General features: G+C 61.3%; 22 protein-coding genes. 12 read left to right on the forward strand and 10 right to left on the reverse strand.

Annotated features, from left to right (window positions below; translation table 11 throughout):
* Positions 1-14: 14 nt before the first annotated feature.
* Positions 15-455 (reverse strand): heme-binding protein, encoded by a 441-nt coding sequence (locus KVQ82_RS21510; protein WP_095667156.1) that lies wholly within the window; start codon positions 453-455, stop codon positions 15-17.
* A 269-nt stretch (positions 456-724) separates the two neighbouring features.
* Between KVQ82_RS21510 and gcl the strand changes: the two genes are divergently transcribed.
* The 8 genes from gcl to KVQ82_RS21550 all read left to right on the forward strand — a co-directional run bounded on the left by gcl (position 725) and on the right by KVQ82_RS21550 (position 10,551).
* Positions 725-2,500 (forward strand): glyoxylate carboligase, encoded by a 1,776-nt coding sequence (gene gcl, locus KVQ82_RS21515; RefSeq protein WP_041072901.1) that lies wholly within the window; start codon positions 725-727, stop codon positions 2,498-2,500.
* A 156-nt stretch (positions 2,501-2,656) separates the two neighbouring features.
* Complete coding sequence (gene hyi, locus KVQ82_RS21520) at positions 2,657-3,439, forward strand: hydroxypyruvate isomerase (protein ID WP_198760333.1); 783 nt, start codon at positions 2,657-2,659, stop codon at positions 3,437-3,439.
* Positions 3,440-3,662: 223 nt separating this feature from the next.
* Positions 3,663-4,556 (forward strand): 2-hydroxy-3-oxopropionate reductase, encoded by an 894-nt coding sequence (locus KVQ82_RS21525; RefSeq protein WP_047292610.1) that lies wholly within the window; start codon positions 3,663-3,665, stop codon positions 4,554-4,556.
* A 170-nt stretch (positions 4,557-4,726) separates the two neighbouring features.
* Positions 4,727-6,001, forward strand: a complete 1,275-nt coding sequence (locus KVQ82_RS21530; RefSeq protein ID WP_222015764.1) for a glycerate kinase — start codon at positions 4,727-4,729, stop codon at positions 5,999-6,001.
* Positions 5,998-7,413, forward strand: coding sequence for a pyruvate kinase (gene pyk, locus KVQ82_RS21535; RefSeq protein WP_007961656.1), 1,416 nt, complete (start codon positions 5,998-6,000; stop codon positions 7,411-7,413). Before KVQ82_RS21530 ends, pyk begins: the two co-directional genes overlap by 4 nt.
* A gap of 201 nt (positions 7,414-7,614) precedes the next feature.
* Positions 7,615-8,529, forward strand: a complete 915-nt coding sequence (locus KVQ82_RS21540; protein WP_198760332.1) for an urea transporter — start codon at positions 7,615-7,617, stop codon at positions 8,527-8,529.
* A gap of 21 nt (positions 8,530-8,550) precedes the next feature.
* A complete protein-coding gene (locus KVQ82_RS21545; protein WP_086791480.1) occupies positions 8,551-9,375 on the forward strand; it encodes an ion transporter in 825 nt (274 codons plus the stop codon).
* Between the two features lie 180 nt (positions 9,376-9,555).
* Positions 9,556-10,551, forward strand: coding sequence for a sulfate ABC transporter substrate-binding protein (locus KVQ82_RS21550; RefSeq protein ID WP_222015766.1), 996 nt, complete (start codon positions 9,556-9,558; stop codon positions 10,549-10,551).
* 144 nt (positions 10,552-10,695) lie between these two features.
* Here KVQ82_RS21550 and KVQ82_RS21555 read toward each other — a convergent pair whose 3' ends face one another.
* Positions 10,696-11,316 (reverse strand): DUF5666 domain-containing protein, encoded by a 621-nt coding sequence (locus tag KVQ82_RS21555; RefSeq protein WP_198759596.1) that lies wholly within the window; start codon positions 11,314-11,316, stop codon positions 10,696-10,698.
* A gap of 243 nt (positions 11,317-11,559) precedes the next feature.
* Here KVQ82_RS21555 and KVQ82_RS21560 point away from each other — a divergent pair, with 243 nt between their 5' ends.
* The 4 genes from KVQ82_RS21560 to KVQ82_RS21575 all read left to right on the forward strand — a co-directional run bounded on the left by KVQ82_RS21560 (position 11,560) and on the right by KVQ82_RS21575 (position 14,939).
* Positions 11,560-12,747: an MFS transporter gene (locus KVQ82_RS21560; protein ID WP_047292599.1), complete on the forward strand. Its 1,188-nt coding sequence runs from the start codon at positions 11,560-11,562 to the stop codon at positions 12,745-12,747.
* Between the two features lie 183 nt (positions 12,748-12,930).
* A complete protein-coding gene (locus tag KVQ82_RS21565) occupies positions 12,931-13,818 on the forward strand; it encodes a LysR family transcriptional regulator (protein ID WP_222015768.1) in 888 nt (295 codons plus the stop codon).
* 82 nt (positions 13,819-13,900) lie between these two features.
* Positions 13,901-14,368: a helix-turn-helix domain-containing protein gene (locus tag KVQ82_RS21570; protein ID WP_047599956.1), complete on the forward strand. Its 468-nt coding sequence runs from the start codon at positions 13,901-13,903 to the stop codon at positions 14,366-14,368.
* 37 nt (positions 14,369-14,405) lie between these two features.
* Entirely contained in the window at positions 14,406-14,939 is a 534-nt protein-coding gene (locus KVQ82_RS21575) for a PIN domain-containing protein (protein ID WP_222015771.1), read from the forward strand.
* Between the two features lie 58 nt (positions 14,940-14,997).
* On the opposite strand, the gene KVQ82_RS21580 is transcribed toward KVQ82_RS21575, so the two are convergent.
* The 8 genes from KVQ82_RS21580 to KVQ82_RS21615 are packed head-to-tail and all read right to left on the reverse strand — an operon-like array spanning position 14,998 to position 21,001.
* A complete protein-coding gene (locus KVQ82_RS21580; RefSeq protein WP_222015772.1) occupies positions 14,998-15,402 on the reverse strand; it encodes a hypothetical protein in 405 nt (134 codons plus the stop codon).
* 27 nt (positions 15,403-15,429) lie between these two features.
* Positions 15,430-16,632, reverse strand: coding sequence for a c-type cytochrome biogenesis protein CcmI (ccmI, locus tag KVQ82_RS21585; protein ID WP_041072926.1), 1,203 nt, complete (start codon positions 16,630-16,632; stop codon positions 15,430-15,432).
* Positions 16,629-17,099, reverse strand: coding sequence for a cytochrome c-type biogenesis protein (locus KVQ82_RS21590; RefSeq protein WP_041072928.1), 471 nt, complete (start codon positions 17,097-17,099; stop codon positions 16,629-16,631). The genes ccmI and KVQ82_RS21590 overlap by 4 nt, the downstream gene beginning before the upstream one ends.
* Positions 17,096-17,632: a DsbE family thiol:disulfide interchange protein gene (locus tag KVQ82_RS21595; RefSeq protein ID WP_041072930.1), complete on the reverse strand. Its 537-nt coding sequence runs from the start codon at positions 17,630-17,632 to the stop codon at positions 17,096-17,098. Before KVQ82_RS21595 ends, KVQ82_RS21590 begins: the two co-directional genes overlap by 4 nt.
* The gene (locus KVQ82_RS21600; RefSeq protein WP_222015774.1) at positions 17,629-19,617 is read right to left on the reverse strand and encodes a heme lyase CcmF/NrfE family subunit; all 1,989 of its coding nucleotides are present in this window, start codon (positions 19,615-19,617) and stop codon (positions 17,629-17,631) included. Before KVQ82_RS21600 ends, KVQ82_RS21595 begins: the two co-directional genes overlap by 4 nt.
* Positions 19,618-19,620: 3 nt before the next feature.
* Positions 19,621-20,076, reverse strand: a complete 456-nt coding sequence (ccmE, locus tag KVQ82_RS21605; RefSeq protein WP_041072935.1) for a cytochrome c maturation protein CcmE — start codon at positions 20,074-20,076, stop codon at positions 19,621-19,623.
* A complete protein-coding gene (gene ccmD, locus KVQ82_RS21610; RefSeq protein ID WP_003222944.1) occupies positions 20,073-20,249 on the reverse strand; it encodes a heme exporter protein CcmD in 177 nt (58 codons plus the stop codon). Before ccmD ends, ccmE begins: the two co-directional genes overlap by 4 nt.
* Positions 20,246-21,001, reverse strand: coding sequence for a heme ABC transporter permease (locus KVQ82_RS21615; protein ID WP_041072937.1), 756 nt, complete (start codon positions 20,999-21,001; stop codon positions 20,246-20,248). The genes ccmD and KVQ82_RS21615 overlap by 4 nt, the downstream gene beginning before the upstream one ends.
* Positions 21,002-21,034 lie beyond the last annotated feature (33 nt).

A 21,034-nucleotide genomic window follows, 5' to 3' on the forward strand; every position in this document is an offset into this window, starting at 1 on the left:
TCAGCCGCTTAAGATCAAGCCGCCACCCCCGCATCCGCCCGCAAATCCAGTGCCTCCACCGCTTTGATCGCCACCTGCTCATCAATATCCGACAGATCGCCGCTGATGCCGATCGCGCCCAGCACATTCCCCGCCTGATCACGAATCAACACCCCGCCCGGAGCCGGGACGACGCTGCCCTGGCCCATGCTGTTGAGTGCGGCGATGAAGGCCGGGCGTTGTTGGGCGTCCAGCGCCAGCAGGCGTGAGCCCTTGCCCAGGGCGATGGCGCCCCAGGCTTTGCCGATGGCGATGTTCGGGCGCAGCAGGCTGGCGCCGTCTTCGCGTTGCAGAGTGATCAGGTGGCCGCCGGTGTCGAGTACCGCGATGGTCAGCGGCGCGGCGTTGATCCCGCGCCCGGTAGTGATGGCCTGTTCGACCAGGTTGACTGCGACTTTCAAGGTTAAAGCGCTCATGGTGCCGTCCTCATTTTGTTATTGGGAAAGTCGTGGGGCTGCGCGGTTGTGCCGCAGCCCGATGCCACAAATAGAACACAATGAATTATTTTTTTGTATACAATAATTTTCGAAAAGCGCCACATGCGACGAAAAGCCACAGCAGAATCGGGCTTGCGACGAATGAAACAGGCGCTTGAGAAAATGGATTGACCTGCGCCGTCCGCCGTGAATACACTCTGCGCAAAGCCACTTGTATACAATTACAAAACGTAAAGAGGCACAAAACCATGAGCAAAATGAGAGCAATCGAAGCCGCCGTTCTGGTGATGCGCCGTGAAGGGGTTGATACCGCTTTTGGCATTCCGGGTGCAGCGATCAACCCGCTGTACTCCGCACTGAAAAAAGTCGGTGGCATCGATCACGTCCTCGCTCGCCACGTCGAAGGCGCGTCGCACATGGCCGAGGGGTACACCCGCACCAAGGCCGGCAACATCGGCGTGTGCATCGGTACGTCCGGCCCGGCCGGTACCGACATGGTCACCGGGCTCTACAGCGCCTCGGCCGACTCGATTCCGATCCTCTGCATCACCGGCCAGGCACCCCGCGCCCGTATGCACAAGGAAGACTTCCAGGCGGTCGATATCACCAGCATCGTCAAGCCCGTCACCAAGTGGGCGACCACCGTTCTGGAGCCGGGCCAGGTGCCTTACGCGTTCCAGAAAGCCTTCTACGAAATGCGCTCCGGCCGTCCAGGCCCGGTGCTGATCGACCTGCCGTTCGACGTGCAGATGGCTGAAATCGAATTCGACATCGACGCCTACCAGCCACTGCCGCTGGCCAAACCGACCGCGAGCCGCGTTCAGGTCGAAAAGGCGCTGGCGCTGTTGGATCAGGCCGAGCGTCCATTGCTGGTAGCCGGTGGCGGCATCATCAACGCCGACGCCAGCGATTTGCTGGTGGAGTTCGCCGAGCTGACCGGTATTCCGGTGATCCCGACCCTGATGGGCTGGGGCACCATTCCGGACGATCACCCGCTGATGGTCGGCATGGTTGGTCTGCAGACGTCGCACCGTTACGGCAACGCCACGATGCTCAAGTCCGATGTGGTGCTGGGCATCGGTAACCGCTGGGCCAACCGTCACACCGGTTCGGTCGACGTCTACACCGAAGGCCGCAAGTTCATTCACGTTGACATCGAAGGCACGCAGATCGGCCGTGTGTTCACCCCGGACCTGGGTATCGTCTCCGACGCTGCTGCGGCGCTGACCGTGTTCATCGAAGTCGCCCGCGAATGGCAAGCCGCCGGCAAGCTGAAAAACCGCAGTGCCTGGCTGCAGGATTGCCAGCAGCGCAAGGCCAGCCTGCAGCGCAAGACCCACTTCGACAACGTGCCGGTCAAGCCGCAACGCGTTTACGAAGAAATGAACCAGGTGTTCGGCAAAGACACCTGCTACGTCAGCACCATTGGTCTGTCGCAGATTGCCGGCGCGCAGTTCCTGCACGTCTACAAGCCGCGTCACTGGATCAACTGCGGTCAGGCCGGCCCGTTGGGCTGGACCATTCCGGCAGCGCTGGGTGTGGTCAAGGCCGATCCGAACCGTAAAGTCGTGGCCCTGTCGGGGGACTATGACTTCCAGTTCATGATCGAGGAGCTGGCGGTCGGCGCTCAGTTCAAACTGCCTTACATCCACGTCGTGGTGAACAACTCGTACCTGGGCCTGATCCGTCAGGCCCAGCGCGGGTTCGAAATGGACTACTGCGTGCAGCTGTCCTTCGATAACCTGAACGCGCCGGAACTCAACGGTTACGGTGTCGACCACGTCGCCGTCGCCGAAGGCCTGGGCTGTAAAGCGCTGCGTGTGTTCGAACCGGCGGACATCGCCCCTGCCCTGCGCAAGGCCGAAGAGCTGATCGAAGAGTTCAAAGTGCCGGTGATCGTCGAAATCATCCTGGAGCGTGTGACCAACATCTCCATGGGGACCGAGATCAACGCCGTCAACGAATTCGAAGACCTGGCGCTGGTCGGCAACGACGCGCCAACGGCGATTTCGCTGCTCGACTGATCTGCCAGGATTTGATGGCCGCGGTTACTCCCCTGTAGGAGCTGCCGCAGGCTGCGATCTTTTGATCTTGGTTTTTCAGGATCAGGATCAAAAGATCGCAGCCTGCGGCAGCTCCTACACAGGGCCATCATCATTAATTCGCAACAGGAGACCACCATGCCGCGTTTCGCAGCCAACCTGTCCATGCTGTTCACCGAACAGGATTTCCTTGCCCGTTTCGACGCCGCCGCCAAGGCCGGTTTCAGTGGTGTGGAATACCTGTTCCCGTACGACTTCAGCTCTGCCGAAATCAAGGCAAAGCTCGAGGCCAACGGGCTGACCCAAGTGCTGTTCAACCTGCCGGCCGGTGACTGGGCCAAGGGCGAGCGCGGTATCGCCTGCCTGCCGGATCGCGTTGAAGAGTTCCGCGCCGGGGTCGATCTGGCGATTGCCTACGCGCAAGTGCTGGGCAACACCCAGGTCAACTGCCTGGCCGGTATCCGCCCGCAAGGCGTCGACGATGCCACTGTGGAAAAGACCTTCGTCGCCAACCTCAAGTACGCCGCCGACAAGCTGCAGGCGGCGGGTATCAAACTGGTGATGGAAGCGATCAACACCCGCGACATCCCGGGCTTTTACCTGAACAACACGGCGCAAGCCCTGTCGATTCGCGAGCAAGTTGGCAGCGCCAACCTGTTCCTGCAGTACGACATCTATCACATGCAAATCATGGAAGGCGATCTGGCCCGTACCCTGCAATCGCACCTGGCCGAGATCAACCATGTGCAGCTCGCGGACAACCCGGGGCGCAACGAGCCGGGCACTGGCGAGATCAACTACCGCTTCCTGTTCGAACACCTGGATCGCATCGGTTATCAGGGCTGGGTCGGCTGCGAGTACAAGCCGCTGACCACCACTGAGGCCGGTCTGGGCTGGCTGAAATCGCACAACGCGATCTGAGTCCGAGTTTTCAACATGGATCTGTATTTGAAACCAGATCCCCTGTGGTGAGGGGATTTATCCCCGACCGGCTGCGCAGCAGTCGTAAAACCTGCACCCGGGATTGGAACTGATTCGCGCTAAAAGCTGGGGCAGCTTCGCTGCCCATCGGGGATGAATCCCCTCGCCACAAAAGCTCACCAACCCGGTGTTGGGAGCTACACAAAAACAAGAGGATTTTCTCATGGCTAAAATCGGATTTATCGGCACCGGCATCATGGGCCACCCAATGGCTTCGAACCTGCAGAAAGCCGGTCACAGCCTGTTCCTGTCGGCGCACCACGACGCCGCTCCGGCCGATCTGGTGGCCGCTGGCGCCGTCGCCCTGGCCAACCCGCGCGAAGTGGCGCAGGAAGCTGAATTCATCATCGTCATGGTGCCGGATACCCCACAGGTCGACGACGTGCTGTTCCGCGCCGACGGCGTGGCTGCCGGTATCGGCAAAGGCAAAGTGGTGATCGACATGAGCTCTATCTCGCCGACCGCCACCAAGGCCTTCGCCGCGAAGATCAACGAAAAAGGCGCGCAGTACCTCGACGCCCCGGTATCCGGCGGTGAAGTCGGCGCCAAGGCCGCGACTCTGAGCATCATGGTCGGTGGCGATGCCGATGCCTTCGAACGCGCGCTGCCGCTGTTCCAAGCCATGGGCAAGAACATCACCCTGGTCGGTGGCAATGGCGACGGTCAGACCGCCAAAGTGGCGAACCAGATCATCGTCGCGCTGAACATTCAGGCTGTCGCTGAAGCCCTGCTGTTCGCCTCGAAAAACGGTGCTGATCCAGCCAAGGTGCGTGAAGCGCTGATGGGCGGTTTCGCTTCGTCGAAGATTCTCGAAGTGCACGGCGAGCGCATGATCAAAGGCACCTTCGACCCGGGCTTCCGCATCAGCCTGCACCAGAAAGACCTGAACCTGGCCCTGCAAGGCGCCAAGGAACTGAACATCAACCTGCCGAACACCGCCAACGCCCAGCAAGTGTTCAGCACCTGCGCGGCCATCGGTGGCAGCAACTGGGACCACTCGGCGCTGATCAAGGGTCTGGAACACATGGCCAACTTCTCGATTCGCGACAAGAAGTAATCTGCGCTTCTGGCTCGCTCCCTGTGGGAGCGGGCTTGCCCGCGATGGCATCGACTCGGTCTGCCTGAATGACCGCGGCGCCTGAATCGCTGGCAAGCCAGCTCCCACAAGGATCGCGTCGCTGCACCGTTGTCGTTCCATCCCAATAACAAGAATTCCGGGAGCCCGCCATGTCGGTCGATCCGCAACAACTGCTGCGTGAGCTGTTTGCCACAGCCATCGACGCGGCCCATCCGAACCAAGTCCTCGAAGCCCATCTGCCTGCCGATCGCACGGGTCGGGTGATCGTCATCGGCGCCGGCAAGGCCGCAGCCGCCATGGCCCAGGTGGTCGAGCGCTGCTGGCAGGGTGAAGTATCCGGTCTGGTAGTGACCCGTTACGGTCACGGCGCCCCGTGCGAAAAAATCGAAGTGGTCGAAGCCGCGCACCCGGTACCGGACGCTGCCGGCCTGGCCGTGGCCAAACGCGTGCTGGAACTGGTCAGCAACCTGAGCGAAGACGATCGCGTGATCTTCCTGCTCTCTGGTGGCGGCTCTGCCCTGCTCGCCCTGCCGGCTGAAGGCATCACCCTGGCGGACAAGCAGTCGATCAACAAAGCCCTGCTCAAATCCGGCGCGACCATCGGCGAAATGAACTGCGTGCGCAAGCACCTCTCGGCGATCAAGGGCGGCCGCCTCGGTAAGGCCTGCTGGCCTGCCACTGTGTATACCTACGCGATTTCCGATGTACCGGGCGACCTCGCCACGGTCATCGCCTCGGGCCCGACCGTGGCCGACCCGAGCACCTCGGCCGAAGCGCTGGCGATCCTCAAGCGCTACGGCATCGAAGTCCCGGCGTCCGTGCGTACTTGGCTGCAAAGCGCGGAATCGGAAACCGTCAAACCCGGAGACCCGAGCCTGGCCCGCAGTCATTTCCAGTTGATCGCGCGCCCGCAGCAATCACTGGATGCGGCGGCGGTGAAATGTCGTCAGGCCGGTTTCAGCACGCTGATCCTTGGCGACCTGGAAGGCGAATCCCGCGAGGTGGCGAAGGTCCACGCCGGCATCGCCCGACAGATCATCAACCATGGGCAGCCACTGGCTGCGCCTTGCGTGATTCTCTCCGGCGGTGAAACCACGGTGACCGTACGCGGCAATGGTCGCGGCGGACGCAACGCCGAATTCCTCTTGAGCCTCACTGACAGCCTCAAGGGCCAGCCCGGCGTCTACGCGCTGGCCGGCGACACCGACGGCATCGACGGCTCGGAAGACAACGCCGGCGCAATCATGACCCCGGACAGCTACGCCCGCGCCGCCGCCCTCGGATTGAGCGCCAGCGACGAGCTGGATAACAACAACGGTTACGGCTACTTCGAGGCGCTCGATGCGCTGATCGTCACCGAGCCGACCCGCACCAACGTCAACGACTTCCGCGCCATCCTGATCCTTGAGAACTGCAAATCATGACGCCTGACAAAAAGGTAAAAATCCTCGCCACCCTCGGACCTGCCGTCGATGGCATCGAAGACATCCGTGAGCTGGTCGAGGCCGGGGTCAACATCTTCCGCCTGAACTTCAGCCACGGCGATCACGCCGACCACGCCAAGCGCTATCAGTGGATCCGCGAGGTCGAGCGCCAGCTCAACTATCCGCTGGGGATCCTGATGGACTTGCAGGGGCCGAAACTGCGCGTCGGCAAGTTCGCCGACGGCAAGGTGCAGCTGCATCGCGGTCAGGCCTTCCGCCTCGATCTGGACGCGACCCCGGGCGATGAACGCCGCGTGAACCTGCCGCACCCGGAGATCATCGCCGCGCTCGAAGCGGGCATGGATCTGCTGCTGGATGACGGCAAACTGCGCCTGCGCGTGGTCAGCAAATACTCCGACGCGATCGACACTACCGTGCTCAATGGCGGCGAACTGTCGGACCGCAAAGGCGTGAACGTGCCGCAAGCGGTGCTCGACCTCAGCCCACTGACGGCCAAGGATCGCCGCGACCTGAGCTTCGGCCTGGAGCTGGGGGTGGACTGGGTGGCGCTGTCGTTCGTGCAACGCCCGCAAGACATTCTCGAAGCCCGCGAGCTGATCGGTGACAAGGCCTTTCTGATGGCGAAAATCGAGAAGCCGTCAGCGGTTGAACAACTGCGCGAAATCGCCGAATTGAGTGACGCGATCATGGTCGCTCGCGGCGATCTCGGCGTCGAAGTTCCGGCGGAAAGCGTGCCGCAGATCCAGAAAAACATCATCAGCACCTGCCGCGAACTGGGTAAACCGGTGGTGGTGGCGACGCAGATGCTCGAATCGATGCGTTTCTCCCCGGCCCCGACCCGCGCCGAAGTCACTGACGTGGCGAATGCTGTGGCTGAAGGCGCGGATGCGGTGATGCTGTCGGCCGAAACCGCCTCCGGTGAATACCCGCTGGAAGCGGTGCAGATGATGAGCAAGATCATCCGTCAGGTGGAAAACGGTCCGGACTATCAGACTCAACTCGACGTCAGCCGACCGAAAGCCGAGGCGACGGTGTCCGATGCGATCAGTTGCGCGATCCGCCGCATCAGCAACGTGCTGCCGGTGGCGGTGCTGGTCAACTACAGCGAATCGGGCGCTTCGACGTTGCGCGCGGCACGGGAACGACCGAAAGCGCCGATCCTCAACCTGACGCCGAACCTGCAGACCGCGCGGCGCTTGAGCGTGGCGTGGGGGATTCATTCGGTGGTCAACGATCGCCTGCGTCAGGTCGATGAGGTGTGTTCGACCGCGCTGGAAATCGCCCAGGCGCAAGGCATGGCCGAGCGTGGCGATACGTTGCTGATCACCGCCGGTGTGCCGTTCGGGCAGCCAGGATCGACCAACTCACTGCGGATCGAAACGCTGATCTGACTAGCGACACAAAACCTGTGGCGAGGGAGCTTGCTCCCGCTCGGCTGCGCAGCAGTCGTCGCTTTTAGGGCATGACGGTTTTCACAGAAGAACCGCATTAACCCATGTTGGGGCCGCTACGCGACCCAGCGGGAGCAAGCTCCCTCGCCACAGTTATTGGCAAGACCTTTTGATTTTCCAACTGCCCAGATTTTTTTCAACATGCCTGCCAATCATTTCAACACCCACTGCCCCGACTGGGCCGAGGCTTTGCTCAACGGTTTCAGTCAGATATTCCTCCAGCGCCATCCGCTGTGCGGCCTGTTGTGCCTGCTGGCGATCCTGCTCACTGCGCCGGTGCTGTTTGCCGGCGCGCTGCTCGGTGCAGTCGCCGGCCTGCTCACCGCACAGCGACGCAACTATGCCAAGGCGGATCGTCAGGCCGGATTGTTCAGTTACAACGGCGTGCTGCTTGGCTTGGTGCTCAGCCTGTATTTCCCGTGGTCGCCGATGCTGCCGCCGCTGATTCTGGCGGCCGGTGGCCTCAGTGCGATGGTCACTCAGCAATGGCTCAAACACGTGTACCGCAGCCGATCGATACCGGCCTACACCTCACCGTTTGTAGCAATGAGCTGGGTGTTACTGTTGTTCGCCGAACCGTCTGCGCCGATGACTCACATCGAGATGACCTCGCTGAACCTGCTCGCCGCTGAACTGCGTGGACTGGGTCAGGTGATGTTCCTCGGTCATCCGCTGGCCGGCGCGTTGATCGGCATCGGTCTGTTGATCGCTGATCGCCGGGCGTTCTGCTGGGCAGTGCTGGCGTCGGCCATCGGTCTCGCCTCCAGCCTGCTACACCACGAAACCGCTGCAGCGTTGCTGGGACTGGGCAGTTACAACGCGGTGCTCGCCGCCCTCGCCTTCAGTTCACAGCGTCAACAACCGTGGCTGCCGCTGCTGGGCATCGTCCTTGCGCTGCTGGTCACGCCGCTGTTCGCCGCCCTTGGTCTGGCGACGCTGACCGCGCCGTTCATACTCGCCGGCTGGCTGATCCGTGCCGGGATCCAGATGCTCGGCAAAGCGGCCGTCGACGCCACGCCTTGCGCACAGGGGGACAATCAACCTAGGCTGCGCTGATCTTCAATTCAGGCGTTATCCATGGACAGCAGCAACAGTTGGCGTGAACGGCTTTACGTGATGATTTTCCAGAGCGACACCCTCGCCGGGCGGCGCTTTGACGGCACCCTGCTGTTGATCATCCTCGCCAGCCTGGTGGTGGTGATGCTCGACAGCATCGACAGCATTCACCAGAACTACGCCGATGTGCTGGCCTACATCGAGTGGGGTTTCACGGTCATTTTTCTCGGTGAATACATCCTGCGCCTGTATTGCTCACCGAAACCGTTGCGCTACGCCTTCAGTTTCTACGGACTGGTGGATCTGCTGGCGATCGTGCCGGGGATCCTCGCGCTGTATTACAGCGATGCGCAGTACCTGCTGATCATCCGGATCATTCGGATGCTGCGGATCTTCCGCGTACTCAAGCTCAGCCCATACCTCAAGCAAGCCAACTATTTGATGTCGGCGCTGCGCGGCAGCAAGCAGAAGATCGTGGTGTTCCTGGTCAGCGTCTGCACGCTGGTGACGGTGTTCGGCACCCTGATGTACGTGATCGAAGGCCCGGAACACGGCTTCACCAGCATCCCCAAAGGCATCTATTGGGCTATCGTGACGTTGACCACGGTAGGCTTCGGCGACATCGTGCCCAAGACTCCGCTGGGCCAGGTGATTTCCTCGCTGGTGATGATCACCGGTTACTCGATCATCGCCGTGCCCACCGGGATTTTCACAGCGGAACTGGCCAACGCCATGCGCGGCGAACAGCTGCAACACGACTGCCCGGTGTGCAAGAAAAGCAGCCATGAACACAGCGCGGCGTTTTGCTCGCGGTGTGGCAGTCAGCTGTTCAAGAAAGTGGAATAAGCACAGAGCTTTTTAATCTTTAAACGACTATGCGTGCCCCGTTATAGTCAGTGGCAATTAAACATCACCCCCTGTAGGAGCTGCCGCAGGCTGCGATCTTTTGATCTTGCTTTTAAAAGATCAGGATCAAAAGATCGCAGCCTTCGGCAGCTCCTACATATAAACAACAAGGAATGCGCAGTGAAAAAACTCTTTGGCGCCTCACTTCTCGCCGCCGGTCTTGCCTTTGGCAGCGTGGTTCAAGCCGCACCGACCCTGCTCAATGTCTCCTATGACGTGATGCGCGATTTCTACAAGGACTACAACACTGCGTTCCAGAAACACTGGCAGGCCGAGCACAACGAAAACATCACCGTGCAAATGTCCTTCGGCGGTTCGAGCAAGCAGGCGCGCTCGGTGATCGATGGGCTGCCGGCTGACGTCATCACCATGAATATGGCAACCGACATCAACGCCCTCGCCGACAACGGCAAACTGGTGCCGGACAACTGGGTCACTCGCCTGCCGAACAACAGCGCGCCGTTCACCTCAGCCACCGTGTTCATCGTCCGTAAAGGCAACCCGAAAGCCCTGAAAGACTGGCCGGACCTGCTCAAGGACGGCGTGCAGGTGATCGTGCCGAACCCGAAAACTTCGGGCAACGGTCGCTACACCTACCTCTCGGCCTGGGGCTACGTGCTGAAGAATGGTGGTGACGAGAACAAGGCCAAAGACTTCGTCGGTAAACTGTTCAAGCAAGCGCCAGTGCTCGACACCGGTGGCCGCGCCGCGACCACCACGTTCATGACCAACCAGATCGGCGACGTGCTGGTGACCTTCGAGAACGAAGCCGAAATGATCGCACGCGAATTCGGTCGCGATCAGTTTGAAGTGATCTACCCGAGCGTCTCCGCCGAAGCCGAACCACCGGTGTCGGTGGTCGACAAAGTGGTCGACAAAAAAGGCACCCGCGCCGCCGCCGATGAATACCTGAAATATCTGTGGTCGCCGGAAGGTCAGGAAATTGCTGCCGCCAACTACCTGCGTCCACGGGACCCGGCAGTGCTGGCGAAGTACACCGATCGTTTCCCGAAAGTCGACTTCCTGTCGGTTGAGAAGACCTTCGGCGACTGGCGTTCGGTGCAGAAGACCCACTTCAATGATGGCGGGATCTTTGATCAGATCTACAGCCAGTAAGATTTGGCGGACATGAAAAAGGCGACCTCAACAGGTCGCCTTTTTTGTGGCGAAACCCTGTAGGAGCTGCCGCAGGCTGCGATCTTTTGACTTTGATTTTAAAAACCAAGATCAAAAGATCGCAGCCTTCGGCAGCTCCTGCAGTTACATCGGGGGAGTGACGCCATCCTTGCCAGCGGAAATCGATTGGGCGGTCAGCGTGCCGTCCGCGTCTTGCGTGACGAACGTCACGATCTTCACCCCAACCTTGAGCAAACTCCGATCCCCTGGCATCAGGTTGACGATCGGCACATCCTCCGGCACCAGAATCTTCTGCTGCCCGCCCTTGTAGTTGACGGTCAGCACCCGGCCATTGCTCACCACCAGATCACCGACGCTGCCATTGGTCATGCTGCTGCCCTTGGCCAAGTCGAACGGCCGATGGCCGTCGCCGCTGCCGGCCAGTTCCGGCGGGAATACGTGCACTTCCAGCGCCTTGAGCGTGCCGTCCTCCTGCGGCATGGCCGCCGAGCCGATGTAGCTGCCGGGCTTGATGTCCTCGATATTGGCCAGGGTGACGGCGCGCACTTTGGTGTCAGCGGTCAATTGAATCACCACGTTCTCGCCGCTGTTGACGTGGACTTTCAACGAGTCAGCGCTGACTCCGGTGATCTCGCCGCGTACGCCGATCCGCATCCCCGGGGCATCCGCAGCCTGTACTGCGCTGGCGCCAAGCAGACCGATCAGAACAATCGTAGTGGTGTGACGCAGCAGCCGACGCAACATGGCAATCCTCCGTTGGTAAACAGTTGAACAGCAGCGGTAAACATAAGCACGCTATCGAAGAAGATGTAAGTGAATGTATCATCGACGCTCTCCGGCCGGACGCAAGGTTCGCCGATGGACGACACCGCGCTTGAAGCCAATCATTCCGCAACGGAATAACTGATATCGATACAAGGCTTCTACCGCCACGTCGGTGCGTCCCTTAGCCTCACCGCATTCCCTTTCGCTGGATCGAGAAACCTTATGAACGCTACAACTCACGCAATGACCCGAGGCATGGTGCTGCTGTTCGCCTTTTGCTGCGGTGCCATCGTCGCCAACATCTACTACGCGCAACCGATCATTGGTCTGATCGCACCGGACATCGGCCTCTCTGACACCATGGCCAGCTTCATCGTCTCGCTGACACAGATCGGTTATGCGCTGGGTCTGTTTTTCCTGGTGCCGCTGGGCGACCTGCTGGAAAACCGCCGACTGATGATCATCACCACCGTGGTGGCCATTGCCAGCCTGCTCGGCGCGGCGTTCACCAGTCAGCCGAATGTGTTCTTGCTGATCTCGCTGCTGGTGGGTTTCAGTTCGGTGTCGGTGCAGATCCTGATTCCGCTGGCCGCGCATCTGGCGCCGGAAGAGTCCCGGGGTCGGGTGGTCGGCGGGATCATGGGTGGCTTGCTGTTGGGCATTCTGCTGGCGCGACCGGTGTCGAGCGTGGTGGCTGACCATTTCGGCTGGCGCGCGATGTTCATGATTGCTGCGGCGTTGATGGCAGCGATCAGCGTGGTGCTGGCGCTGACCGTGCCCAAGCGTCAACCGGATCACAGCGCCACATACGGCCAACTGATCGGCTCATTGTGGACATTGCTGCGCCAGCAACCGGTGCTGCGCCAGCGGGCGTTTTATCAGGGTTGCATGTTCGCCACCTTCAGCCTGTTCTGGACCGCCGTGCCGTTGGAGCTGGCGCGTAACCATGGCCTGTCGCAGAGCGAGATCGCGATCTTCGCCCTGGTCGGCGCCATCGGTGCCATCGCCGCGCCGATCAGCGGACGCCTGGCGGACGCCGGCCACACCCGCATCGCCTCGCTGCTGGCCATGCTGTTCGCCAGCCTGAGCTTCTTGCCCGCCTTCATCCACCCGGCCTACAGCGTCATCGGCCTGGCCGTGACCGGTGTGGTACTGGACTTCTGCGTGCAGATGAACATGGTTCTCGGCCAGCGCGCGGTCTACTCGCTGGACGCCAAAAGCCGTGGTCGCCTGAATGCGCTGTACATGACCAGCATCTTCATCGGCGGCGCCTTCGGCTCGTCGGTCGCCAGTGCCGTGTATGAACATGGCGGCTGGTTGTGGATCGTGATTGTCGGCAGCGCCTTCCCGCTGCTGGCGCTGGTGCGGTTTTTGAGTGCTTCGCAACGTGGTTCATTGGCGACGGCTTGAGTCATCTGCAGCTCGCTCGGCAAAAACCGAGTACTAAAGACACAACGTCCCCCTGTGGGAGCGAGCTTGCTCGCGAAGGCGCCGGATCAGTCAACCCATCCGCTGGATGTCAGACCGTATTCGCGAGCAAGCTCGCTCCCACAGGGCTCCTCTGAATGCTTGAAGATTGCACAAGGACCTGAGATGGACCGCCTCGCCGCCATGGAAACCTTTGTCTGCGTCGTCGAAACCGGCTCGTTTTCCGCCGCCGCGCGACGCCTGAATATCGGCCAGCCCGCCGTGTCGAAAACCATCGCTCAGCTGGAAAAGCGCCTGGCGGTCAGCCTGTTGCTGCGCTCGACCCGTGGCCTGACGCCGACCGAAGCCGGCCTGGCGTTTTTCGAGCGAGCAAGACGCGCCATCGATGAAGCCAACGAAGCCGATAACGCCGCCCGTGGCAGCGCCGGCGGTTTGCGCGGCAACCTGCGCATCAGCGCTGCGGTGACTTTCGGACGCCTGCATGTGGTGCCGCAACTGGGGGCGTTTCTCGATCGGCATCCGCACCTGAACATCGACCTGATGCTCGATGACCGCAACATCAATCTGGTCGAAGAAGGCATCGACGTCGCCCTGCGCATGGGCCCGCTCAGTGACTCCAGCCTCACCGCGCGCAAAATCGCCGACTGCCGCCGCGTGGTGCTCGGCAGCCCGGCCTACTTCGCCCGCCACGGTGAGCCGTGCTGCCCGACCGATCTGGATCAGCATCAAGGCATTGTCTACAACCTCAGCGGCGGCGCCACCTGGACCTTCACCAAAGGCCGCGAACAGCAGACGCAAACCTTGACCGGCCGCCTGCGCGTCAGCGCCGCCGAGGGTTTGCGCGCAGCCGTGCTGGCGGATCAGGGCCTGGCGATTGCCTCGCAATGGATGTTCGCCCCGGAGCTGGCACGCGGCGCGGTCAGGGCGGTGATGAGTGATTGGGCATTGCCGGATCAGGACTTGTGGGCAGTATTTCCCACGGGGCGGATGGTCAGTGCGAAGGCGCGGGCGTTTGTGGAGTACATGGAAAACTTGCTGACACACCTGAACTGAACCGGCTTTTGTTTCGTTTATTGCGATTTTCGTTTAATTCGAATAACGTTCCGGCATCTTATTCAGAATGCTGGAATCCATTATGTCGATTGTCCTCCACCCCTCTCTCAACCTCCCGGTGGAGCGCGAAGTCAAAGCCGCCATCGAAGGCAAACGCGCGCTCGCCGCCTACCTGGCGACCCAATTCGAAACACAGCACATCCAGATTTTCGACGAACAGAACCAGGCGCATCAGGTCGAGCTGCCAACCTCGGCATTACAACTGCTGATGGATATTCTGGCGGCGCTGGCCGAGGGTAACGCGGTCAAAGTCGTACCGGTGCATGCCGAGCTGACCACTCAGGAAGCCGCCGACCTGCTCAATGTCTCACGCCCGCACCTGATAAAACTGCTGGAAAGCGGCGAGTTGTCCTACCACAAAACCGGCAAGCACCGACGTGTGCGTTTCGCCGATTTGATGGACTATAAAACCCGGCGCGATACCGCCAGCGAGCAGGCAATGGCGCTTCTCGCGGAGCAGGCACAGGCTTTAAGGACAGGATACGAGTGAGGCATTCCCTTTCACCGCTGTATACGATGCATGTGTTTTGTACCCCGCCCCGCTTAGAGACTTGCTGATGTGGCTCGCGCTTTCGGGGCGATTTCGAGCCCGATGGACCCAGGAGATTCACGGCGAATGGAAACGCAATTTATTGAAGAACCGAACCGATCTGACGATGGAGCAACTGGATCGCACGTCCGAGCTTATGGATCGTGCGATACCCGATGCCTGTGTCTGTGACTATGAAGCGCTGATCACCGGACTTTCCCTGCCCGATCCCAACGACCGCCATGTATTGGCTGCAGCCATACGCTGCGGCGCTGGGGTGATCGTGACATTCAACCTGAAAGATTTTCCCGATACCTGCCTCGCCCCCTATGGCGTCGAGGCCCAACACCCAGATGAGTTTGTCGAGAACCTGTTTCACCTTGATCCGGCAGCTGTTATCGCTGCGGCGCAACGACAGCGCCAACAACTGAAATTTCCGCCAATGGAGATCGAGCCGTTCCTTGACCTTTTGCGGCGCCAGAGATTGGTCGAGTCAGTTCAGGCGCTAAGCGCCTACCGTGCGAGGCTCTGAATACTCGTTTTGGAACACCAGACAAACAAACGGCGATCCAAAGATCGCCGCGTGCTCATCACTGCCCGAACTGTTTGCTCAACCCCGGCGGCACGCCGTGGATGTCGGTGTCTTCCCAAGGGCCGTTGGGGCTGACTGAGCGGGTCCAGCCGTTGTTCCAGCGGAAGTAGGTGCGCTGGCGGTAGAAGGTGTTGGGCTGGTCGTCGAGGACGTAGACCCCAAGCTTCTGATCCCAGTGGCTGTTGCCGCCCGGTGGCGGGGCGAAGCTGGCCGAGGTGCGTGGCACCGGTTTGGACGGTTTGGCCGGGATGCTTTTTCCGGGTGTTGGTGAGGTCGACGGGGTCGGGCTCGGTTGTGACGGCGGGATGGGTGGCAGGTTGGTGGTCGGTTCCGGTCGGTGCACCGCACATGCGCTCATGCTCAAGGCCAATGTAATGACGGTGATGCGGGCGAGGCTGTGCATGGCGGTGCTTTCCTGTGGGTTCCGGGGTTATTGGTCCGGGCTGTCAATGGTCAGTGTTTGCGGTGCGGTGGTGCTGCTGGCCAGAGGGCCGCTGCGACCCACCCACTCCCCGGCGGTCGGTTGACCGGCGCGAGAGATGCGCGCAACCAGTTGGACTTCAGGAAAGTTCGACAGTTTCAACTGCGGCATCATCGCGTCGGCATCGCCCAGTTCGACGGTCACCGGCAGGTCCGCCACGGTCAGACGCTTGGCCGCCAACGGTGCCGGCGGGCCGGAAACGGCACGGGCGAAGATGAACACGCTGTCGCCCGGTTGCACCTTGCCTTTGAGTTCGCTGGCCAGATCGACGCGCACCTTGAGCAGTGCGGCAACCTTGGCAGCCGGTGCAGCGGCGACCTTGCCGCCGCTGGCTTCAAGCCGTTCAGTGGCGCGGTTGATGCCGCCCTGCAGGGCTTCGCGGGACTTGTCGTTCTCTGGCAATTGCGCCAGCAGGCGATTCCAATAGTCGATGGCTTGCTGATAACGCTCGCCTTCGAACGCGGCGATGCCGAGCAGACCGAGGCTGGTGACTTCTTTCGGGTCGGCTTTCAGCGCTTCGTCGGTCAGGGCCTGGATCTTGTCCGACCACTTTTTACCGTCGGCAAAATACTGCGCCTGTGCCCACTGGCCGAGCAGCTCCGGCTGGCGACCGGCAAGGTTGGCGGCGCGTTCGAACATCTTCGCCGCGTCCGCCGGACGATCCTGGGCCATGTAGGTGCGACCGAGGAAGTACAGACCTTCCGCCGAATCCGGTTGCGCGGCGACGGCTCGTTCCAGACGCCGGGTCATCTCTTCCATCGACTGCGGCGCCTGGGCGAACTCGCGGGTCAGCTCGACCTTGTCCGCAGCACCGAAATGCAGGTACAGACCCAGGCCCAACACCGGCACCAGCACCGCGGCCAACAACGGCAACGGCTTGCCCAGTTTCGACACACGCGGCGCGGCAACGCCTTCGGTATCGGCGAGCAGTTCACGCGCTGCTTCCGCACGACCGCTGTCCATTTGCGCGGCATCGAGCACGCCTTCGGCCTGCTGCGCTTGCAGCTCGGCGACGCGTTCCTGATACAGCGCGACGTTCAGGGCAGTCCGATCCTCTTCACGCTGGGCGCGACGGCCACGTAAAACCGGAATCAGCAGAAAACTCAGGGCGACCAGAAGCAACAGCCCTGCGGCAAGCCAGAAATCAATCATTCTTGGTTTTTATCCAACAGTTGGTCGAGGCGCTGACGTTCTTCGGTGGACAGCGATGACGGGGTTTCGGCGCGCTGACCGCGACGACGGCGCACGATCAGCACAATCACCACCAGACCGCCAAGCAGCAGCCCGGCCGGGCCGAACCACAGCAGTGCAGTCTTGGCGTTGAGCGCCGGTTTGTAGCGGACGAAATCACCGTAGCGATCAACCATGAAATCGATGATCTGCTGATTGTCCTTGCCCTCGCCGAGCATGCGGAAAATCTCTTTGCGCAGGTCTGCGGCAATCGGTGCGTTGGAGTCGGCGATGTCCTGGTTCTGGCACTTGGGGCAGCGCAGTTCCTTGGTCAACTCGCGGAAACGCTCGCGATCGCCTTCCTTGGCGAACTCGTAGGTGTCAATCGCGGCGTGGGCCACACCGGCCAGACTCAAACCCAAGACCACGGCAGCCATAAAACGCTTCATGGCTTGGCCTCATCGACCAGTGCCTGATATTTGGCTGCGAGTTTTTCGCGCCAGACCTGTTCGTCGATCACCCCGACGTACTTGTCGCGGATGATGCCCTTGGCGTCGATGAAGAAGGTTTCCGGCGCGCCGTACACGCCGAGGTTCAGACCCAGCGAACCTTCGTCGTCACGGATGTCCAGCAGGTACGGGTTGTGGAATTCGGCCAGCCACTTCAACGCATCGGCGTTGGTGTCCTTGTAGTTGATGCCGTAGATCACCACGCCACGCTCGGCCAGTTTGTTCAGTACCGGGTGCTCGACCCGGCAGGAAATGCACCAGGTGCCCCAGACGTTGACCAGTGCCGGTTTGCCGAGGATGTCAGCCTTGGTCAGGGTCTTGTCGCCCTGCACATTCGGCAGGCTGAATTCCGGGAAGGGCTTGTTGATCATCGCCGACGGCAGCTCCGCCGGATCGAGGTACAGACCGCGATAAAGAAACACCGCCACCAGCAGGAAAATCGCCAGGGGTACCAGCATCAACCAACGTCTCATGCAGCCGCTCCTTGCAGGCCGAGGGCTTCACGCACCCGGGCTTTGACCTTGACTCGATAACGCCGATCCAGCGCCGCCAGCAATCCGCCCAGACCGGTCAGCAGACCACCAAACCAGATCCAGCGCACGAACGGTTTGACGTGAACCCGCACCGCCCACGCGCCGTTTTCCAGCGGCTCGCCCAAGGCGACATAGAGATCGCGAGTGAAACCGGCGTCGATCCCGGCCTCGGTCATCATCGAACTCTGCACCGTGTACAGGCGTTTTTCCGGGTGCAACACGCTGACTTCCTTGCCGTCGCGGATCACCCGGATGGTGCCCTTGTCGGAGGTGAAGTTCGGCCCTTCAAAGTGCTTGGCACCTTCGAAGATGAAGTGATAACCGGCCAGATCCATCGACTCGCCCGGCGCCAGACGCAGGTCGCGTTCGGCACTGTTCTGACTCGACAGCACCACACCGAGTGCGCATACGGCGATGCCGAGGTGAGCGATCTGCATGCCCCAGTAGCTGCGAGTCAGGCTTGGCAGACCTTTGATCAGGCCCTTGTGGCGAGTCTTGTCGAAGATGTCGCGCACGCCGGCGAGCAACACCCACGCAGCGAGCAGGAACGTCGCGATCACCGCCCAGTTGAAATCGCCGTAGGCGACACCGGCCACCACCGCCAATGCGACGCTACCGAGCAGCACCGGAGTCAGCATGTTCGCCAGCCACTTCACCGGGGTGTCTTTCCAGCGCACGATCACGCCGACCGCCATCACCAGCATCAGCAACGCCATCAGCGGGATGAACAGCGCATTGAAGTAAGGCGGGCCGACCGAGAGCTTGGCGCCGCTGATCGCATCGAGAATCAGCGGATACAGGGTGCCGAGCAGAATCATCGACGCCGCTACCACCAGCACCAGGTTGTTGCCCAGCAACAGGGTTTCACGCGACCACAGGTTGAAGCCGACCTGGCTCTTGACCACCGGCGCGCGCAACGCAAACAGCGTCAGCGAACCACCGACCACGAACAGCAGGAAGATCAGAATGAACACGCCACGCTCAGGGTCGGAGGCAAACGCGTGCACCGAGGTCAGCACGCCGGAGCGCACGAGGAAGGTACCGAGCAGGCTCAACGAAAATGCAGCAATCGCCAGCAACACCGTCCAGCTCTTGAACACCCCACGTTTTTCCGTGACGGCCAGCGAGTGGATCAACGCGGTGCCGACCAGCCATGGCATGAACGAGGCGTTTTCCACCGGGTCCCAGAACCACCAGCCGCCCCAGCCGAGTTCGTAGTAAGCCCACCACGAACCGAGGGTGATGCCGATGCCGAGAAACGCCCAGGCGACAATCGTCCACGGCCGCGACCAGCGCGCCCAAGCAGCATCAAGACGACCACCGAGCAGTGCGGCGATGGCGAAGGCGAAGGCTACCGAGAACCCCACATAACCCATATAGAGCATCGGCGGATGCACGATCAGGCCGATGTCCTGCAGCAGCGGATTGAGGTCACGACCATCGGCCGGAATCTGCGGCAGGATCCGCGAAAACGGGTTGGAGGTGAGGATCAGAAACAGCAGGAAACCGGTGCTGATCATGCCCATCACCGCCAGCACGCGGGCGAGCATGACTTGTGGCAACTGCCGGGAGAACACCGACACGGCGAAGGTCCAGCCACCGAGGATCAAGGCCCACAGCAGCAGCGACCCTTCGTGGGCGCCCCATACAGCGCTGAACTTGTAGTACCACGGCAAGGCGCTGTTGGAGTTCATCGCCACGTAACCGACCGAAAAATCGTCGGTCATGAATGCGTAGGTCAGGCAACCGAAGGCAAACAGCAGGAACGCAAACTGGCCCCACGCCGCCGGCTGGGCCAGGCCCATCCACAGACGGTCGCCGCGCCAGGCACCGAGCAGCGGCACCACGGCCTGCACCAGCGCGAAACACAGCGCCAGAATCATCGCCAGATGGCCGAGTTCGGGAATAAACAGTGCAGACGTCATCAATCAACCCTCCTTCGCTGGGGTCGGTGCCGATTGACCACTGTCTTTCAGCGCTTTGGTCACTTCCGGCGGCATGTACTTCTCGTCGTGCTTGGCCAGCACTTCATCGGCCACCACCACGCCGTCGGCATTGAGTTTGCCCAGGGCGACGATGCCCTGCCCTTCGCGGAACAGATCCGGAAGGATCCCGCGGTAGGTGATGGTCACGGCTTTGTTGAAGTCGGTGACGACGAATTTGACGTCCAGCGAGTCCGGCGAACGCTGCAGCGAGCCCTTCTCGACCATGCCGCCGGCGCGGATGCGCGTGTCGTGCGGCGCTTCGCCGTTGGCGATCTGGGTCGGCGTGTAAAACAGGTTGATGTTTTCCTGCAGGGCGCTGAGGGCCAGGCCGACGGCAGCGCCGACCCCGACCAGAATCGCCAGAATGAGGGTCAGACGTTTTTTGCGCAGCGGATTCACTTGCCGTTCTCCCGGCGCAGACGACGCGCCTCTTGTTGCAGATAGCGCTTGCGGGCCGCAATCGGTGCGACCACGTTGAGGATCAGCACCGCCAGACAGATACCGTAGGCCGACCAGACGTACAGGCCGTGGTGGCCCATGGCGAGAAAGTCGCCAAATGAAGCGAAACTCATCGCGCGGCCTCCAGGCTGTTCTGCACTTCTTCCTTGACCCAACTGGCGCGCGCTTCGCGCTTGAGCACTTCAAGGCGCATGCGCAACAACAGCACGGCGCCGAAGAAGCAGTAGAAACCCAGCACCGTCAGCAGCAGCGGCAGCCACATTTCCGCGGGCATCGCCGGTTTTTCGGTGAGGGTGAAGGTCGCGCCCTGGTGCAGGGTGTTCCACCACTCCACCGAGTACTTGATGATCGGAATGTTGATCACCCCGACAATCGCCAGTACCGCGCAGGCCTTGGCGGCGCTGTCGCGGTTGCTGATGGCGTTGCCCAGCGCAATCACCCCGAAATACAGAAACAGCAGAATCAGCATCGACGTCAACCGCGCATCCCAGACCCACCACGAGCCCCAGGTCGGCTTGCCCCAGATCGCCCCGGTGACCAGCGCCACAGCGGTCATCCACGCGCCGATCGGCGCCGCGCATTGCAGGGCGACGTCGGCCAGTTTCATTTTCCACACCAGGCCGACCACGCCGCACACCGCCAGCATCACGTAGATCGACTGCGCGAGCATCGCCGCCGGCACGTGAATATAGATGATGCGAAAGCTGTTGCCCTGCTGATAGTCCGGCGGCGCGAAGGCCAGGCCCCAGACGACGCCAATGCTGATCAGCAGCAACGCTGCGATGCTCAACCACGGCAGGAACTTGCTGCTGATGCCGTAGAACCACTTGGGCGAGCCGAGCTTGTGAAACCAGGTCCAGTTCATACTGTTTCCATCACGGGTGCCGCTCATCGGTGT

The organism is Pseudomonas sp. AO-1, from assembly GCF_019775695.1.
Classification (GTDB): Bacteria; Pseudomonadota; Gammaproteobacteria; order Pseudomonadales; family Pseudomonadaceae; genus Aquipseudomonas; species Aquipseudomonas parakoreensis.

Excerpts from the sequence above, each read along its gene's own strand:
- KVQ82_RS21540 (WP_198760332.1), top strand. The coding sequence starts at position 7,615 with ATGCCTGCCAATCATTTCAACACCCACTGCCCCGACTGGGCCGAGGCT.
- KVQ82_RS21555 (WP_198759596.1), bottom strand. The coding sequence starts at position 11,316 with ATGTTGCGTCGGCTGCTGCGTCACACCACTACGATTGTTCTGATCGGT.
- KVQ82_RS21545 (WP_086791480.1), top strand. The coding sequence starts at position 8,551 with ATGGACAGCAGCAACAGTTGGCGTGAACGGCTTTACGTGATGATTTTC.
- KVQ82_RS21565 (WP_222015768.1), top strand. The coding sequence starts at position 12,931 with ATGGACCGCCTCGCCGCCATGGAAACCTTTGTCTGCGTCGTCGAAACC.
- KVQ82_RS21510 (WP_095667156.1), bottom strand. The coding sequence starts at position 455 with ATGAGCGCTTTAACCTTGAAAGTCGCAGTCAACCTGGTCGAACAGGCC.
- ccmI (WP_041072926.1), bottom strand. The coding sequence starts at position 16,632 with ATGATTGATTTCTGGCTTGCCGCAGGGCTGTTGCTTCTGGTCGCCCTG.
- ccmD (WP_003222944.1), bottom strand. The coding sequence starts at position 20,249 with ATGAGTTTCGCTTCATTTGGCGACTTTCTCGCCATGGGCCACCACGGC.
- KVQ82_RS21590 (WP_041072928.1), bottom strand. The coding sequence starts at position 17,099 with ATGAAGCGTTTTATGGCTGCCGTGGTCTTGGGTTTGAGTCTGGCCGGT.
- KVQ82_RS21525 (WP_047292610.1), top strand. The coding sequence starts at position 3,663 with ATGGCTAAAATCGGATTTATCGGCACCGGCATCATGGGCCACCCAATG.
- gcl (WP_041072901.1), top strand. The coding sequence starts at position 725 with ATGAGCAAAATGAGAGCAATCGAAGCCGCCGTTCTGGTGATGCGCCGT.
- KVQ82_RS21615 (WP_041072937.1), bottom strand. The coding sequence starts at position 21,001 with ATGAACTGGACCTGGTTTCACAAGCTCGGCTCGCCCAAGTGGTTCTAC.
- hyi (WP_198760333.1), top strand. The coding sequence starts at position 2,657 with ATGCCGCGTTTCGCAGCCAACCTGTCCATGCTGTTCACCGAACAGGAT.
- KVQ82_RS21595 (WP_041072930.1), bottom strand. The coding sequence starts at position 17,632 with ATGAGACGTTGGTTGATGCTGGTACCCCTGGCGATTTTCCTGCTGGTG.
- KVQ82_RS21600 (WP_222015774.1), bottom strand. The coding sequence starts at position 19,617 with ATGACGTCTGCACTGTTTATTCCCGAACTCGGCCATCTGGCGATGATT.
- KVQ82_RS21530 (WP_222015764.1), top strand. The coding sequence starts at position 4,727 with ATGTCGGTCGATCCGCAACAACTGCTGCGTGAGCTGTTTGCCACAGCC.
- KVQ82_RS21570 (WP_047599956.1), top strand. The coding sequence starts at position 13,901 with ATGTCGATTGTCCTCCACCCCTCTCTCAACCTCCCGGTGGAGCGCGAA.
- KVQ82_RS21560 (WP_047292599.1), top strand. The coding sequence starts at position 11,560 with ATGAACGCTACAACTCACGCAATGACCCGAGGCATGGTGCTGCTGTTC.
- pyk (WP_007961656.1), top strand. The coding sequence starts at position 5,998 with ATGACGCCTGACAAAAAGGTAAAAATCCTCGCCACCCTCGGACCTGCC.
- KVQ82_RS21580 (WP_222015772.1), bottom strand. The coding sequence starts at position 15,402 with ATGCACAGCCTCGCCCGCATCACCGTCATTACATTGGCCTTGAGCATG.